This is a genomic window from Neobacillus phoenicis (assembly GCF_047302305.1).
Taxonomy (GTDB): Bacteria; Bacillota; Bacilli; order Bacillales; family Cytobacillaceae; genus Neobacillus.
Genome location: NZ_CP154847.1, coordinates 85,070 through 100,778 on the forward strand (window position 1 = coordinate 85,070; position 15,709 = coordinate 100,778).

Genomic DNA, 15,709 nt, shown 5'->3' on the forward strand with positions numbered 1-15,709 from the left:
ATTGAGCAGTTCCACCGCTCAATCCTTTTTTCATGCCGTTCGCTCAATATTTTTTTGGACGGCAAAACTTACAGACTTTGATGGTTTGGTTTGTTTCTGTCTTCTGTGTGTAAAGTAGCTTTACTCCCGTTCTACTGCACAATGGGCATGTCCCACGACCATTTGAAGGCAGATAGCTAATCGTTTTTCCCCTATTTCTTTTTGCCATTTTCCATCATCCTTATCTAGAAATCTTGTTTCTTTATCTAATGTTGGACTGGCATAAAGATTGATAGGCATTTAATTGTTTTTATGAAAAATTTTCGGACGAACTGTGGACGGCCGCTATCCCTTCTCATTCCTCCCAGCAGAATATTCCTCTGTCAAATTAGAATCGCTATTTAACAGATTACGAACCTCGTCAGGAACAGGTACCTTCTGCCTTGATTGACGATTAATCGTTGTAAGAACTACTTCCGCAGCTACCATTCGCTCTTGCTGGTCATTCGTCATCGTTTGCTTCAATGTAAAACTTGTATTTCCTACCCGCTCCAGCGACGTTTGGACCCCTAATCGATTACGATTGAATACTTCTTTTTTATAATCGACCTCAATATGTACAACTACCGCTTCCACTCCGAGAGAGATACAATATCGGTACCACCACTTGCGACCATCATCTAAATACTCAAATAGCTTTACATTACTTACGTGACCCCGGTTGGCTTCTGCTACGATGAACAGCTCTGAATAGGCCAAACTTCCATCCCTCCCCTCCTCAAATGATAAACAACCATCTATCAATAATTCGCTGCTGAATAGATGGATACCTGCCCGCCCTTTCCACACAACCTCATGAAAGATGGCACGACAACACACCTCTTCCCATAAGATAACAATAAGAGTTGAGTCTAAACTTTTCATACGGAAAGGAAAGATGTGGTGCTTTTTTATGAAAAACTATTCAGTTCATCCCCCTTCATTTCAGAACCTTCAAGAGACTGGAATGACATTTGAACAGGTATTTGAACGGATTATTACATTTATGCAGTTTGATCCAAACGGAAACTACCGCCTGATGGTAGGGACAGACTCACAGGTCCACAAATCGAATACGGTCTTTATAACCGGAATCGTGATTCAGAATGAGGGTAAAGGTGTATGGGCTTGTATTAGAAAGGTGGTTGTTCCCCGAAAAATGACGCACCTTCATGAACGTATATCACTGGAATTGTCTTTAACAGAAGAAATCGTCTCGTTGTTCACAGAGGAAAGAAAAAATGAACTGATTTCTATCGTCCTTCCTCATTTGTACCAGGGGGCTACTTTTACTATGGAAGGCCATATTGATATCGGGGCCGGAAAACGGAATAAAACGAGTGAATTTGTCAGGGAAATGGTCACTAGAATGGAATCTATGGGCGTCGAGCCTAAAATCAAACCAGACGCCTTCGTCGCCTCAAGCTATGCCAACCGTTACACAAAATAAGGGTGCCTGGCACCACGCAAGGACACTTTGCCCATGAGCGGTGCCTGACACCCTTATTTATTTGCTCAGGCCTTTTACTTCTAATTATATATAGGTGAGCTGAACTTTTACTGTCGTCCCTTTGCCCGGTTCACTTTCAATTTTCATCGTTCCGTTATGTTCTTGGATGATTTTGTTGCTGACGGTTAGGCCAAGCCCAATTCCCTTGTCCTTGGTTGTATAGAATGGCGTTCCTAAATAGCCCATTACATGCGTGTCAATCCCAATACCTTCATCGGAAAAACTAATTTGAACTCTTTTCCCTGCTAATTTTTCTACATAAACATGGACATTTCCTCCACTTGGCATGGATTCGATGGCGTTTTTAAGAAAATTAACAAAGACTTGTTTCAGTTGATTAGGGCTGCATAATAATTCAATATCATCTGCTTGATTATTAACATGGTTGATGATTTGAACATTATGCAATAATGCTTGCGGGTGCAAAATATTCACGGTACTATCTAAAATGGAATGTAAGCCCTTCTTTTCAAATTGAATTGCCTGGGGTTTTGCTAGGGACATAAATTCATTGACAATCATATCAATTCTGTCTAGTTCATTCATAATAATGGACAAATAATTATCCTGCTTTTCTTTATCTGGCGTGCTTTTTAAAAGCTTGGAAAATCCTTTTAAGGAAGTTAACGGATTACGAATTTCGTGCGCAACCCCTGCTGCTAATTGACCAATAATTGAAAGTCGGTCTAAATTCCGTAAAGCATCATCATTTTTTACCCTATCCGTCACATCTCGTCCAACTGTAACATAGCATTCTACCTCATTTTCCTCATTAAAAATGGGTGTAATTGTAGTCTCGGAATCTATTACTTTATTATCCCCCGTCTTTAATTTCACTTGAAGTAGTTGAGGTTCACCTGTTTCAATTAACCTTTGGTATACTCGTTTAAAGTTTTCTTTTTCCTCCGGAAGGATGAGATCATATACATCTTGACCAATTAGTTGTTCTGGTTTAAAACCAACCCCTTTTTCATGAGAAGGACTTGCATAGATGATCTCTTTATCTTTGGAATAAAGCTTAATCATATCTGTAGTATTCTCGGTGATTAATCGATACAATTCACGCGTTCTTTTTAATTCTCTTTCTGTATTTATATGCTCCGTTATATCCCGGTAAATAGCTATTACAGCAATAATTTCCCCCGCTACGTTTCGAAAAGGAGAATAAGACACAGCTATATCAAGAATTCGTCCATCTTTATGATAACGTTGCGTCACAATGTCATGAAAAAATTCCCCTTGTTTAACCGCGCTTATTATTCCACTTACGACGTCAGGATTAGGGAATTCCTCAAATCTTCGCCCAAGGATTTCTTCCTCTGTATAACCGAAAATCTTCGTATACATGCCATTCACTCGAATAAACCGATTCTCCATATCAACAATACAGATTCCATCAGCCGTACAATTAAGAAAAAGATCGATTAATTCATCAGGATTATAGACAACAGACTCATTCTCTTTTCCAAAAATAGGGAAACTCTTGGCCACAAATATCTCTCCAAACACATTAATCTCTACCTTCCATTTTACAGAACTTTGCGACAAAGAAAAGAAGTATTTTTTTGTGGGTGTCAGGCACCACAGAAAGACATTTTATGCATTTTGTCCATTCCACACGGACTTTTCTTCTAAACTACAATAATTAATTTTTTCTCCCTATCATATTGGACTTCCATTCACTCATAAATTTTGAATTAGGGGGTGGCTTAAGTGAAAAAAGGACTTTTGGCATTGATTTTATTACCACTTATTTTTTTATTATCAGGGTGCGGCGGGGATCCTGTACATGATGATCTACTTAATTATGTGAATAAAGAGATGAAAGAAGCAGGGAAATTGGAAAGTGCGGCTGTTTCTGCGTATGAAGGTGTTTCTGGAGCAAATTATACCGATGATCAAACGATGTATGATGCATTAACTAAGGACATTATACCTAATTACAACGAGTTTATTAAGGAACTAGATTCTGTCAACATCGAAACAGAGGAATTACAGGATATTCACGAGATCTATATTGAAGGTGCAGACATACAATTTAAAGCCTTTACTACTATTAAACAGGCTTTAGAAGAACAGGACCCCGCACTCATTCAACAAGCGAACGACATGCTGGCAGATGCGAGAAAGCATATTCGTGATTATCAGAATAAGCTTGATAAACTAGCAAAAGAACATGATGTGAAAATTGAAAGATAATCATAAGAAAAAAGGCCAGTTCTCCTTGTTAAATGTGAGAACTGGTCCTTTTTTAATAGTAACCTCGATTAAAATTGTCTGTTGATTTCCTCTCCAGTTGCTTCGCTTTCCGTGGGCGTTTCGGCGAGCCTCCTCGGCGCTTGCGCCTGCGGGGTCTCCCCTGTTCCGTACTCCCACAGGAGTCTTCGCACCTTCCGCTCCAATCAACAGGTGTATCCAATTTACATAAGGCTTTAACATAACCTACTAATAATAAGTCTCTATCCAATTTCTTAAACTGTATGACGGTTTTTGATTGGTAAGCGTTCGAAGTAAGTTGCCATTCTCCACAGCCATTCCAGCGGGCCAAACCTATAGAACCTTAGCCAAATGGTGCTGAAAACTAACTGACTTGTTAATATGGTTAAACAAAGGTACAGTGACTGGATGTAGGTTAGCTGCTGGAACAAATGAAACACTTTTCCCGCCAGTAACATGAATACAGTTTGTAAAATATAGTTTGTCAACGCCATACGGCCAAAGCTTTTTAATGGAGATAAGATTCTCCGAACGAAAGATAATTGTAACAGCAACACCATTATTCCCACATAAAACGCAGACACAATCGGCCCAATCGTTATTCCACTATTTATGAACCGCTGCATTTCTAGGGATTGCGCATGACTGACCTGTGCAATCACAGCAGGAGCCTCTAGGTTTTGATGTATAAGACTGACCACGCTTAAGGCAAACATGATGCCAGTAAAAACTGCGACCTTCTTCCTTTCTTGTGAGACCCACTCAAACACTCGGTACTGCCCAGCTGCGATTCCTAACAACATAAGTGGAACTACCATAAAAATTTTAGCCGAAAAAAGACTTAAAGCGAGCAGCATAGCTAGGCCAAATAGAAGATTGACCCACTTAGGTGCCCTATAAAAAGGTAATATAATGAAGCCGCTGACGGCATAAATGGTCAACGCTTCTCCAGGATGAAACTTTACATGAAGCAAACCAAAAAGAAACAGCACTATGATTCTCCGGAAATACAATACCCTCCCATTTTTCCCTTTCGCATTAGCACGAGTAATAAAAATATAAAACCCCACCCCAAATAGAAATGTAAAGATGGTATAAAAGCGCCCCTCAACAAATAAATAAAGAAACCTCCAGTACGAAGCATCGATGGTGCTGGGGTCGGGGAGCTTAACAGACAACAACGGAATAATATTCACTAAAATAATTCCAAATAAAGCAAAACCTCGCAAATAATCAAGCACATCCAACCGTTTAATTATTTCTATTGAATTCATCTCTTCCTCCCACTGTCCACTCTATGTGGAAACTTGTCCACGAGTGGTGCCTGACACCTAATATAACCTTACTATTTTTTCAAAGGCTATGAACATAATTATAATTTAATGCATATTTTAATGATATAAATGGAAAAGGAAAAAAGACCGTGGTCCCTTATACCACGGCCTGTAAAAACTAATCGTGCGAAGTGAACGACTAATCCATCCTTTGTCGGCCAAACAAGAGTGGATTATTTTTTTGTTCTTCTTTAAACAAGTCGATCACCCTTCTGCTATAATCTCCGGTAACTTTATTGCCCTACTACGGTAAGTGTAGGGTTTTGACATGTTCTAAATTATGATACACATTGTCCCCTTTAGCGGTCATCAATGTTAGTTGGTTATTATGAACCTCTTGCAGAAAACCGATTTTCTCTTCATTTCCTCCACCATCAATAATCACAAATTGATTCATTATTTTTTTACATTGTTCCACAAAAGAACGGGCTAATGAGACCGAGGTTGAATTAACAAGCAGGGACTGATTATTTTGTAAATAAGGGGTTGCTTTCTCAGGATATGGGATTAGCCATTTTACATGGTTCATCGAAATAAACATTGATTTGTACACAGGTGAGTTAAAAACAAGGTAGTCATTCATAATACTTGTTACATATCCATGAATTGATATATTACCGGATACATAAACTTCCACAAATCTCCCTTTAGCATTTGTTAAAATTTTCCTAAATGAAATGGTTGGGGATTCCGCTTTAATTGGTTTTTCACTAGGCAGGGTATATACTTCATCTTCTACTATCATGGTTTGTTTCCACCTCTGAATATGGACTACCGGAATGTAAAGGAAGGATTGGTTTCTTCCAACGTATATAACGATGATGTCCAGCCCAAAATCAATTAAAATCCCTTTTAAAATATGACCTCCTGAAATCTCAATCTCTATATTTTTTCCTACTAGTTCTTGAAAATTGTTCATATTAAAATCTCCTTATTATTTACTTATTGAAGCGCTCCACCAAAGAGACTTGAAACCCAATAATATAAGACAACTAATGTAAACAAGGTTGCCGGTGGAATTACCACAATGGTGACTTTTACATACTCCCACCACGTAAATTTGACTTTTCCCTTCCTTAAGATATTCATCCACAACAACGTAGCAAGTGTTCCCATTGGAAGTAACAAGGATCCCATGTCACTGCCTATAACGTTAGCCAGATAGGCGACTTTCAAGGTAAGCAAGTCTAATCCCATATGCGTTAATGTAAGGGTTCCAACCATAAGTGCCGGGTGATTGTTAAAAATATTGGAGAGAACAGATAAGAGAGCTCCCATCATGACACTTGCATGAAGTAAACTTCCCGAAACCATCGGTCTCATGAATCCAATCAGCCAATCTGTTAGACCGATATTATTCAGGCCGTAAATAATGACATACATACTAAAGGCGAAAACAAGAATATACCAAGGTGTCTTTTTGATCATATCAATAGGTGGAATTTTTAAATAGGCCCATCTCCAGCCTAGAAGGACAAGTGAGCCAATTACCGCCATTACCGAAACTGGAATTCCTATATAGGAAGCGGCAAAGAGACTAATTCTTACAGCAAATACGAACAGAAGCACATTTCGCATGAACTTTGATCGTTCTTTTTCTGATGAATATAGTCCAGGTTTAAGTGGGTGGTAGGCAGGTTGGGTTAATCCAGTTACCTTAGTTGGAATGGTTTTCGGTAACACCCTCTTAAAGCGAAGGAACAGTAGAAAAACTAAAAACAGAAGCCCTAGTGTTGCAGGTACAAACATCATGGCCGTATGCAGATACAAGCTCATATGCACAATTTTCAACGCAATCAGGTTCACGATATTGCTAACCCCGATGGGTGCACTCGATGCTGTAGCCACTAAGCCTCCAGACAATAAATAAGGGATCTTTTGATGGTTTTTTAACCTCATATTGTTAAGAAGCATGACCAAAATAGGAGTGGTAATTAAGATACTTCCATCATTATTAAAAAACAGGGTCATTAGAAAGCATAAGAGATTTACATACCAGAATAAGCGGATACCTGATCCCTTTGCTTTGGCCGCGAGCTTCTCTGCAACCCAATTAAAGAATCCGAAGCTTTCTAAGACGATGGCCATAACTATGGTGGCAATAATAGTTATAGCAGCACCACTTATCGTCTCCGTAATCATCCCAAGGTCACTTAGCGAGACACTCCCGCTTATTAAAACAAATATTGCCCCAATCGTCGCTGGAATTGCTTCATTAATCCCTCTTGGTCTCCAAAGAATAAAAACGAGTGTAGCCACAAAAGATAGAATGGTTAACCAAACCATTGGCTGAAAAAACATATTGTTCCCCTTTCAATCTTGCTATTGATTCATGATGTAATCATGAGAGACCTTTCCTCCTCACCAAGTTTGTCCGCTTATGTCCCTCCCTTCCATTTATCTCTTTGTATGGTTGTACTTCATTTATATGTATCACCAATTAGACAGGCTCTAGGTTTATACCCTTTTCATTAGGAATTCCACGAAAATCTAGATATAAAAAAGGATGCCAGATACCATGCAAGGACATTTGTCCTTCCATGGTGCCTGACACCCTTCATAATTTAACACTATTAAAACCTTTGTAATGGCAAACAATTTTTTTGCTTTGGAAACAGTATCTCTATTTGTGCCGCATCTTCACCGGATAATTCCCATCCCAATGCTTCTAAATTACTTTTAATGTGGTGTATGGTTTTAGCTTTCGGTATTGTCACGAGTCCTTCTTTTCTGAGAATCCAATTTAGCGCTACCTGGTGGGCTGTTTTCCCGTATTTTGAAGCAATACCCTCTAGTGCCTCCCGCTCCTTTGATCCTGGTTGCGGAAATCCCTGATTACCAAAGAACTTTGGTGCATAACCAAAAGGAGAATAGGCCATAACAGTAATCCCTTTCTCCTGGCAGTAAGGAAGGACATTGTTTTCAATCCGCCTGTCATTTAAATGATAGCCCACTTGGTTACAAGCAAGCAAACGGTTCCCCAACTCCGCCTGGGCTTCATCAATTAACACCGGAGTAAAGTTGCTCACTCCGATATATTTCACTAGTCCTTTTTCTACTAAGTAAGCCATCGCTCGCATTGTTTCCTCTACCTCATGTTCTTCACTCGGCCAATGCTGGAGGTATAAATCAATATAAGTTGTCTGTAGCCTTTCTAAGCTTGCTTCCGCTGCGTCAATCACACCTTGAAAAGAGCAGTGTTTCGCAGAAACCTTGGTCGTGAGAAAAATTTCCTTCCTGCAGTCTTGAATGGCCTCACCGACAATCCGTTCCGCACCACCCCTTGCATACTCCTCAGCTGTATCAATCAAGGTCATTCCGTGTTCAATTCCGAATCGTAATGCTTTGATTTCTTCCGTTGCTTCGAGTTTACTTTCTCCATATTTCCATGTCCCTTGACCAAGAACCGGGATGTTGACCTCAGTTCTTCCTAGTTTTCTATAAATCATCAGAGGTCACACTCACCTTTCTGCTTCTATCACTTACGTTTTATTCAGGTGTTTTATGAGTAACTTACTATTTCCACAAACGCTTCGGTTGAACTTCATTTCCGTCAAATTCTAAAAGAAAGACATCTGGATTACTAAGATTCTTCCATTGTTCAAAACCAAAATCAGAATGATAGTTTTTCAGTAGTAAAGACATCAAATTCCCATGTGTTACGATGATGGTATTTTCATCTACTCCATTTATAATCTCTTCAACCATACTTACCACCCGCGCCATGGCCTCACGGGTTGATTCGCCTCCATCAAAAGATAAATCCAAATCATTGTAGGTGGCTTGTAGCTTTTCCAACCAATCCTCTAATACCTTCGTACTTAGAATCCGCTCAGATAACCGCTCATCCGTATCCACTTCGACCTGTTTCAATTCAGCTAACGGCTTCACTGAATGGATTGCCCGCACAAATGGACTGGAGACGATTCGATCGATTTTTATAGTTAAAAAAAACCCTGCTAACTCTGCTGCTTGTTGAACCCCTTTGTCCGTTAAGCGAGCCTCCCTTGGCTGACCCTCCGCCTCACAATGCCTGACCACATAAACTCTTTTACTCATGCATTCCCTCTCCAATACACAAAATGACTTTTACCTCTAAATTCGCTGTCTATTGGAAAACTCCTCTATACTGTTTGAGGAACTTGGTTCAGCATCGTTCCTGTTGACGCGAAGTTGGTATGCCAAGAGAAGGCTTTTTCTAGGATGTGAGGAGTTTGACCTCCTCTTGTCAGGGCTCCTTGAAAGTATTCTCGAAGCTGTTCGCGATACATTGGATGTGCACATCGTTCAATAATTAATTCTGCCCGTTGTCTTGGTGCTAAACCACGCAGATCTGCATATCCTTGTTCAGTCACCACCACATCTACATCATGCTCCGTATGATCCACATGCGAAACAAACGGCACAATGCTTGAAATGTTACCGCCTTTCGCTATGGACTTAGTCACAAAAATGGCGAGGCGTGCATTTCTGGCAAAATCCCCTGATCCGCCGATTCCGTTCATCATTTTTGTCCCCAATACATGGGTAGAGTTTACATTGCCATAAATGTCGAATTCAAGTGCGGTATTAATGGAAATCAGCCCTAGCCGGCGAATGATTTCTGGGTGGTTCGAAATCTCCTGTGGTCTCATGATTAAGCGGTCGCGATACTTCTCGAAGTTGCTGAACACTTTTTTCATTTTTTCCTCTGATAGAGTAATCGAGCAACAGGAAGCAAAATTCACCTTCCCCGCATCCATCAAATCAAAAACAGCATCCTGCAATACTTCCGAATACACCTCTAAATCGGTAAACTCGGACCCTATTAAGCCGTGAAGAACCGCATTTGCGATGGAGCCTATTCCTGACTGTAATGGGGCAAGACGTTCTGTTAACCTGCCAACTTTTATTTCCTCACGGAGAAATGTCAATAGGTGCTGGGCCATAATCTCCGTTTCCGCATCCGGGGCGACAATAGTTGAAGGAGAATCTAGTTGATTAGTAAATACAATTCCTTTTACCTTCTCTAAATCTACCGGAATTCCAATGGTACCAATCCGGTCAGCAATCTTTGTTAGCGGAATCGGCCCTCTCTCCCCCTGAACTCCTGGTTCATACAAATCATGTAGGCCTTCTAAGTTTACTTGGTGTGCCATATTTATCTCGATAATGATTGATTTTGCATTCAATGCAAAGGATAATGAATTACCAACCGATGTGGTTGGTATCACCATTCCATCCTCCGTAATTGACAACGCTTCCAAAATAGCGTAATCAACAGGGTCCATCACACCCGCACGCACTAACTCAGCCGTATGTGATAAGTGCTGGTCAACAAATAATAGTTCACCCTTATTGATTTTGCTGCGCATGGTTGGATCTGCTTGAAAAGGTAGCCTCTTTCCTAATATCCCTGCTTCCGCAAACAGTTTATCCACGTCTGATCCTAATGAGGCACCAGTATACACATTTACCTTAAAGGACTCTGTTTCCGCTCGTTTCACCAAAGCAAATGGTACCGCCTTCACATCACCAGCACGTGTGAACCCGCTCAACCCCAGAGTCATTCCATCTTGAATCCATGAGGCTGCTTCTTCAGGAGTCACAACCCGATCCCATAAACGTGAATCCCTAATCCGATCTAGTTTATTTTCCATCTCTCATCCCACTCCCTAAGTAATTTAAACTCATTGTAACCGATAAAGGTTATCACCTAGAGATTTCATTGATAGATGACGAAAAATTCTGATTAAACAGCATTTCCACGTTCTAAACCAGCATATATCTTAGAAACCTAGCAGTCTCCTAAAATAGCTAGAATAGGATTGGCTAACGGGAACACGGTCGCCGTTAGCCATCGCAAGAATAAAGGTCGAGTGGGTATCAGGATAAATTGCCTTTATATGGTTTGCATTCACAATAAATGAACGGTGGCAGCGGATAAAAAAATCTTTGGGCAAAAGATATTCAAACTCCTGAAGGGAGTTTTTATGGGTACCACTCAGCTCCTTCGCATGGACGTAAGTTTTCTTATCCTTTGCCTCAAGATAAATCACCTCGTTAAAAGGAACCGGTATCCAGCCATCCTGTGTTTTAATCGTTACCACCAATTTCCCGCTTGTTAGGGCCGGAAAAATGGCTGTCACACATCCCTCTAGCTTCCCTTCGTGGAAAAAAGGTACCGCCATGCCGTGATAGGGTATGCCGAAAATATCGCGATTGATAAATTCTGAGATTTTTTGCTTTGAAAAAATTGCCTTATAAGCAATGGTCCCTTCCTTCAAGGGATCGCCCGGTCTGATTTTCAGATCAATCCGTTTACTTGGTCGGTAATAAATATATTCCCTCGTATTTGAGACAGCAATTGAAATCTCCTCCGAAAACAACTCACTTATTACATCTAAAAGTGAAACCACCGTAATACTTTCCATACATAAATCCCCTCTGAGGTATTATGATTATATTGCTTTTATTTTTTCATCAAGCAGTTTAAAAGCCTCTTGAACTCTCTCTTTGGGTACTGCCGCATATCGATCGCCTATACTCACCTCGAAATAGCATTCCTTCTCACTGACTTCTCGCAAATAGCTGGTCAATCCAACACCGGTTTCCTCATAAACAGCTAAAAGAATAGGTTCCAGCGCTTGATTCGATACGCTAATATGTACATGAAACATATTAGAAATCGGTACTGCCGGCTTGGTTTCAACCGCATGGCACTGATTATAAAGGGCTGCCAGCTCCTTCGCTTCCTCAAAATACTGTGCCATTTTTGGAATCCTTTGATCAAAATAATAGTCCGCACTGATTATGTAAGGATATAGACTAATTAAATCCCCGCCATGCCGTCTTTTCCATACTTTTGATTTTTCCGTAAAGGCCTTTCCACCCGCTAGAATGGCCCCGGCAATGGCGCCAATCCCCTTATAAAAGGACACATAGACACTATCAAAAAGTGCACAGATTTCCGCAGCCGACTTTTGATAGAAAGGGACAATCTCAAAAAGTCTCGCTCCATCAAGATGCAATTTGACTCCTTTTTCACGGCAAAAAGCTGAAATGGCTTCAAGCGTTTGATAATCAGGCAATTGCCCCCCAATCTCACGCTGTGGTAATTCTAGCAATAAACATGCAATCTCCTCATCCATACCAAGGACATCTTCCAAACTAATTAATCTACTTTTATCTGCCAGCAATACAGGCTCGATATGATGCAATTCCTTTAAACCATCTTCTTCATGGATTTCTAAATGACTCAATGGATGATAAGCAACCTTTTTGACACCCTTTTGATCACACCAAATCCGTAAGGCAATTTGCTGTGCCATCGTTCCACTAGGAAAAAATACAGCCGCTTCTTTCCCTAAATAAGCCGCCATTTTCGCTTGAAAATCCTCGATGATTTTCCCTTTCCCATACATATCACTATCCATGTCCCCATCCACATTCGCAAACGCCTCTGTAAGGACTTGAATATCTCGAGTTCCGTGACCAGGTAATTGATATTCCGTCTGTTTAAAAGCATCTAATAAAACGTTTCGCTCGCTCATCGTCTGTCTCTCCTCTTATTTATTCTCATAGAAAATTATACCAATCGATAAATTAAAAATCGCTCATTTGGATTCTTTTCATAAACATATGGGAGAACCACTTCCTCTATCCATTCAAAAGCTGTTTCCTTCTCTAAAAAGTAAATATAATCTGCCGCCGGATAATATAAAACCAACTCGATTTCCCGTGGTGACTGTTCATAGGAACACAAAATATTGTTAATAATTTTTCTAAATACTTGAACAGAAAAAGGGTTAAAGAAGTAAAACCGATTGTCTTCCGGATGTACCTCATATTCTTCTGCTAAGCAGCATAGGAAATGGATCTTTTCCTTATTGTTCTTTGCCCTTTTCAAATAACTCTTTTGATTTTGAACAGCATCCTGATAAAGTTCATCATCCATTTCTATTCCGACCACCGAGGCACCGAAGAAATAGTGGATATAAAAATTAAGACGTCCTTTTCCACAACCAAAGTCGACAATATGATCATTGTTTTTTAACTTATATTTTTCAAATAACACCTCAAGCGCACTATAGGGTGTTGGTTCATAGCGGTGATAATGCAAAGATTTATGAAAACCCTGCTGTACCTCTTTTGTTTTTATGTTTAGTAATTTATCATAATAATGTTCCTTCATGGATGTCTCCTACCTATTTAAAAATCGATCCTCTTTTCATATTATCCCATATAAAAGAAGGAAAAAGGAGAACCATGTAGAACTGTAGAATAAATCGGATCAATTAGGAGCTGACGCCCTTTTGAAAATAAAAAAAATCTTAAATAATAATGCCGTTGTAGTTTCTGATAACGATGAGGAGAAAATTGCGATCGGGGCAGGCATCGCTTTTCAAAAGAAAAGAAATGACATAATTAATCCAAATAAAATTGAAAAGCTATTCATCATGAAAGAAAACGAGAAATTTCAGCAGCTATTGCTTAAAATTCCTGAAGAACATTTTGCCCTCTCTGAGGATATCATTACTTACGCAGAGGAATCACTTGGCTCTAAATTAAATGACCACGTTCATATCGCTCTTACCGATCACTTATCCTTTGCCATCGAGAGGGTACGGGAAGGCATCCAACTAAAAAATAAATTATTCCATGAGATAAAAACCCTTTATAGAAAAGAGTTTGATATAGGTATCTGGGCTATCAAACATATCGAAAATAAAATCAATATCAAAATGCCTGTTGATGAAGCAGCCTATTTGGCGCTTCACATTCATACTGCTAAACTGCATGGTGTTGATATGAAGCAAACACTGCGGCAAACGGCAATTATTGGCGAAATGATACATACGATAAAAGAGTGTCTTCACGTATCCATTGAGGAGGATGACCTATCGTATCAACGATTACTGACCCACCTCCGTTTTACACTTTCTAGAAGCCGCCATCCTGTGCAGCCCGTAATGGATGATGAGATGCTGACCATGATCAAAAAGAAGTTCGCGGTCTCCTATCAATGTGCCAAAAACGTCGCGAAGCTTCTCACAGAACAATACAGCATCCACCTTCCAGAACACGAACTGGGATACATCACTATTCATATCGAAAGATTAAGAAACCTATAGTGACAAAAAAACGCTTAGACTAATCGTAAGTCTAAGCGTTTTTCCATAACGTATGGCTATTTATTTCTTGCGTATCTTCATGATTTCATCTGCTACGAATTGGACATTTGTCCCCACGATGACTTGAATGCTTTGTTTTCCAACGATATTAATCCCTGGAACACCGGTTGCCTTAATTTTCTTTTGGTCTACCACATCCATGTCTTTTACTTCTAAACGCAAGCGTGTTACACAGTTATCGACAGAAACCACATTGGCGTCGCCGCCCAATCCTTCATAAATCTGAGCTGCCATCACTGCAAATTTGCTTTCACCTGTAGCAACACTCACTTCGCCCGCTTCGTCCTCATCTTCCTCACGACCAGGAGTCATTAGGTTGAACTTAACGATAATGAATCGGAATAAGAAGTAGTAAATTACCGCAAATACGAGGCCTTGAACTAGTAACATATATGGCTGATTGGCAATTGGTATCCTTAAGCTTAGCACAAAGTCGACTAGACCCGCACTAAAACCGAAACCAGCTGTCCAATGGAACGCTGCTGCGATTGCTAATGACAGACCTGTCAAAATTGCATGGACAAGATAAAGCATTGGTGCAACAAACATAAAGGCAAATTCAATTGGTTCCGTTACGCCCGTAAAGAAGGCTGCAAAGCCGGCAGCTAACATTAAGGAAGCTACTTGCTTTTTCTTCTTTGTTTTTGCTGTATGGACCATCGCTAACGCGGCAGCTGGAAGACCAAACATCATAACAGGGAAGAATCCTGCTTGGTACATACCTGTAACGCCTTTTTCCCCTTTGCTTGCCCAGAAGTTCGTAATATCACTGATTCCGGCCACATCAAACCAGAACACGGAGTTTAACGCATGGTGTAAACCGGTTGGGATTAATAGACGGTTGAAGAATCCATATAGACCTGCACCTAGTGCACCTAATTTCGCAATTCCTTCACCAAATGAAACTAATCCTGTAAAAATGACCGGCCATACGAAGAATAGTATAGCGGAAGCTACTAACATCGAAACAGCCGTCATAATTGGTACCAATCGTTTACCGCTAAAGAACGCCAGTGCATCCGGTAATTTCACATGACTGAAACGATTGAACATTGTCGAAGCGACAATACCTGAAAGGATCCCTACAAACGCATTTCCAATTTTCCCAAACGCAGGATCGACCTTTGCTGGATCAATCCCTTGTAATAAAGCCACTGTATTGGTTGAAAGCAAAGTGGTAACAACTAGATAGGCGACTAAACCGCTGAGCGCTGCCGACCCGTCCTTTTCCTTTGCCATTCCCAGCGCTACCCCTACTGCAAATAGGATTGGGATATTATCAATAATTGAACCCCCGGCTTTAATTAAGAAGGCTGCAAGCGGGCTATCTGCTCCCCATCCAGTAGGGTCAATCCAGTAACCGATACCCATTAGAATCGCAGCAGCTGGTAATACTGCTACCGGCAGCATCAATGAACGACCAATTCTCTGTAAATATTTTTTCATTATCTTACCTC

Annotated in this window: 16 protein-coding genes; 3 read left to right on the forward strand and 13 right to left on the reverse strand. The window is 40.3% G+C overall.

What is annotated here, in order from left to right:
* Positions 1-120: 120 nt before the first annotated feature.
* Entirely contained in the window at positions 121-279 is a 159-nt protein-coding gene (locus AA0X95_RS00350) for a hypothetical protein (protein WP_413304138.1), read from the reverse strand.
* A 45-nt stretch (positions 280-324) separates the two neighbouring features.
* The gene (locus AA0X95_RS00355) at positions 325-738 is read right to left on the reverse strand and encodes an acyl-CoA thioesterase (protein WP_413304140.1); all 414 of its coding nucleotides are present in this window, start codon (positions 736-738) and stop codon (positions 325-327) included.
* Between the two features lie 193 nt (positions 739-931).
* Between AA0X95_RS00355 and AA0X95_RS00360 the strand changes: the two genes are divergently transcribed.
* Positions 932-1,468 (forward strand): ribonuclease H-like YkuK family protein, encoded by a 537-nt coding sequence (locus AA0X95_RS00360; RefSeq protein WP_413304143.1) that lies wholly within the window; start codon positions 932-934, stop codon positions 1,466-1,468.
* Between the two features lie 84 nt (positions 1,469-1,552).
* Here AA0X95_RS00360 and AA0X95_RS00365 read toward each other — a convergent pair whose 3' ends face one another.
* Positions 1,553-3,019, reverse strand: a complete 1,467-nt coding sequence (locus AA0X95_RS00365; RefSeq protein WP_413304146.1) for a PAS domain S-box protein — start codon at positions 3,017-3,019, stop codon at positions 1,553-1,555.
* Between the two features lie 222 nt (positions 3,020-3,241).
* Between AA0X95_RS00365 and AA0X95_RS00370 the strand changes: the two genes are divergently transcribed.
* Positions 3,242-3,727: a hypothetical protein gene (locus tag AA0X95_RS00370; protein WP_413304149.1), complete on the forward strand. Its 486-nt coding sequence runs from the start codon at positions 3,242-3,244 to the stop codon at positions 3,725-3,727.
* A 272-nt stretch (positions 3,728-3,999) separates the two neighbouring features.
* On the opposite strand, the gene AA0X95_RS00375 is transcribed toward AA0X95_RS00370, so the two are convergent.
* The 9 genes from AA0X95_RS00375 to AA0X95_RS00415 form a co-directional block, all read right to left on the reverse strand.
* Complete coding sequence (locus AA0X95_RS00375; RefSeq protein ID WP_413304152.1) at positions 4,000-5,019, reverse strand: DUF418 domain-containing protein; 1,020 nt, start codon at positions 5,017-5,019, stop codon at positions 4,000-4,002.
* Positions 5,020-5,323: 304 nt separating this feature from the next.
* Entirely contained in the window at positions 5,324-5,998 is a 675-nt protein-coding gene (locus tag AA0X95_RS00380) for a DUF2642 domain-containing protein (RefSeq protein ID WP_413304155.1), read from the reverse strand.
* Positions 5,999-6,021: 23 nt separating this feature from the next.
* Entirely contained in the window at positions 6,022-7,380 is a 1,359-nt protein-coding gene (locus AA0X95_RS00385) for an arsenic transporter (RefSeq protein ID WP_413304157.1), read from the reverse strand.
* Positions 7,381-7,652: 272 nt separating this feature from the next.
* On the reverse strand, positions 7,653-8,528 hold the full coding sequence (locus tag AA0X95_RS00390) for an aldo/keto reductase (RefSeq protein ID WP_413304160.1): 876 nt from the start codon (positions 8,526-8,528) through the stop codon (positions 7,653-7,655).
* Positions 8,529-8,595: 67 nt separating this feature from the next.
* A complete protein-coding gene (locus AA0X95_RS00395) occupies positions 8,596-9,138 on the reverse strand; it encodes a histidine phosphatase family protein (RefSeq protein WP_413304163.1) in 543 nt (180 codons plus the stop codon).
* A 65-nt stretch (positions 9,139-9,203) separates the two neighbouring features.
* The gene (locus AA0X95_RS00400) at positions 9,204-10,718 is read right to left on the reverse strand and encodes an acetyl-CoA hydrolase/transferase family protein (protein ID WP_413304165.1); all 1,515 of its coding nucleotides are present in this window, start codon (positions 10,716-10,718) and stop codon (positions 9,204-9,206) included.
* A 129-nt stretch (positions 10,719-10,847) separates the two neighbouring features.
* The gene (locus AA0X95_RS00405) at positions 10,848-11,492 is read right to left on the reverse strand and encodes a LytTR family DNA-binding domain-containing protein (RefSeq protein ID WP_413304168.1); all 645 of its coding nucleotides are present in this window, start codon (positions 11,490-11,492) and stop codon (positions 10,848-10,850) included.
* Between the two features lie 27 nt (positions 11,493-11,519).
* Positions 11,520-12,611: a threonine aldolase family protein gene (locus AA0X95_RS00410; RefSeq protein ID WP_413304170.1), complete on the reverse strand. Its 1,092-nt coding sequence runs from the start codon at positions 12,609-12,611 to the stop codon at positions 11,520-11,522.
* Between the two features lie 35 nt (positions 12,612-12,646).
* Positions 12,647-13,252 (reverse strand): SAM-dependent methyltransferase, encoded by a 606-nt coding sequence (locus AA0X95_RS00415; RefSeq protein ID WP_413304173.1) that lies wholly within the window; start codon positions 13,250-13,252, stop codon positions 12,647-12,649.
* Between the two features lie 121 nt (positions 13,253-13,373).
* Between AA0X95_RS00415 and AA0X95_RS00420 the strand changes: the two genes are divergently transcribed.
* Positions 13,374-14,192, forward strand: coding sequence for a PRD domain-containing protein (locus AA0X95_RS00420; RefSeq protein WP_413304176.1), 819 nt, complete (start codon positions 13,374-13,376; stop codon positions 14,190-14,192).
* Positions 14,193-14,252: 60 nt separating this feature from the next.
* On the opposite strand, the gene nagE is transcribed toward AA0X95_RS00420, so the two are convergent.
* Positions 14,253-15,698, reverse strand: a complete 1,446-nt coding sequence (nagE, locus tag AA0X95_RS00425) for an N-acetylglucosamine-specific PTS transporter subunit IIBC (protein ID WP_413304179.1) — start codon at positions 15,696-15,698, stop codon at positions 14,253-14,255.
* Between the last annotated feature and the right edge of the window lie 11 nt (positions 15,699-15,709).

What these genes read in the sequence shown, in the direction of transcription:
- AA0X95_RS00395 (WP_413304163.1), bottom strand. Translation starts at nt 9,138, where the DNA reads ATGAGTAAAAGAGTTTATGTGGTCAGGCATTGTGAGGCGGAGGGTCAG.
- AA0X95_RS00415 (WP_413304173.1), bottom strand. Translation starts at nt 13,252, where the DNA reads ATGAAGGAACATTATTATGATAAATTACTAAACATAAAAACAAAAGAG.
- AA0X95_RS00405 (WP_413304168.1), bottom strand. Translation starts at nt 11,492, where the DNA reads ATGGAAAGTATTACGGTGGTTTCACTTTTAGATGTAATAAGTGAGTTG.
- AA0X95_RS00390 (WP_413304160.1), bottom strand. Translation starts at nt 8,528, where the DNA reads ATGATTTATAGAAAACTAGGAAGAACTGAGGTCAACATCCCGGTTCTT.
- AA0X95_RS00400 (WP_413304165.1), bottom strand. Translation starts at nt 10,718, where the DNA reads ATGGAAAATAAACTAGATCGGATTAGGGATTCACGTTTATGGGATCGG.
- nagE (WP_413304179.1), bottom strand. Translation starts at nt 15,698, where the DNA reads ATGAAAAAATATTTACAGAGAATTGGTCGTTCATTGATGCTGCCGGTA.
- AA0X95_RS00350 (WP_413304138.1), bottom strand. Translation starts at nt 279, where the DNA reads ATGCCTATCAATCTTTATGCCAGTCCAACATTAGATAAAGAAACAAGA.
- AA0X95_RS00385 (WP_413304157.1), bottom strand. Translation starts at nt 7,380, where the DNA reads ATGTTTTTTCAGCCAATGGTTTGGTTAACCATTCTATCTTTTGTGGCT.
- AA0X95_RS00375 (WP_413304152.1), bottom strand. Translation starts at nt 5,019, where the DNA reads ATGAATTCAATAGAAATAATTAAACGGTTGGATGTGCTTGATTATTTG.
- AA0X95_RS00360 (WP_413304143.1), top strand. Translation starts at nt 932, where the DNA reads ATGAAAAACTATTCAGTTCATCCCCCTTCATTTCAGAACCTTCAAGAG.
- AA0X95_RS00380 (WP_413304155.1), bottom strand. Translation starts at nt 5,998, where the DNA reads ATGAACAATTTTCAAGAACTAGTAGGAAAAAATATAGAGATTGAGATT.
- AA0X95_RS00410 (WP_413304170.1), bottom strand. Translation starts at nt 12,611, where the DNA reads ATGAGCGAGCGAAACGTTTTATTAGATGCTTTTAAACAGACGGAATAT.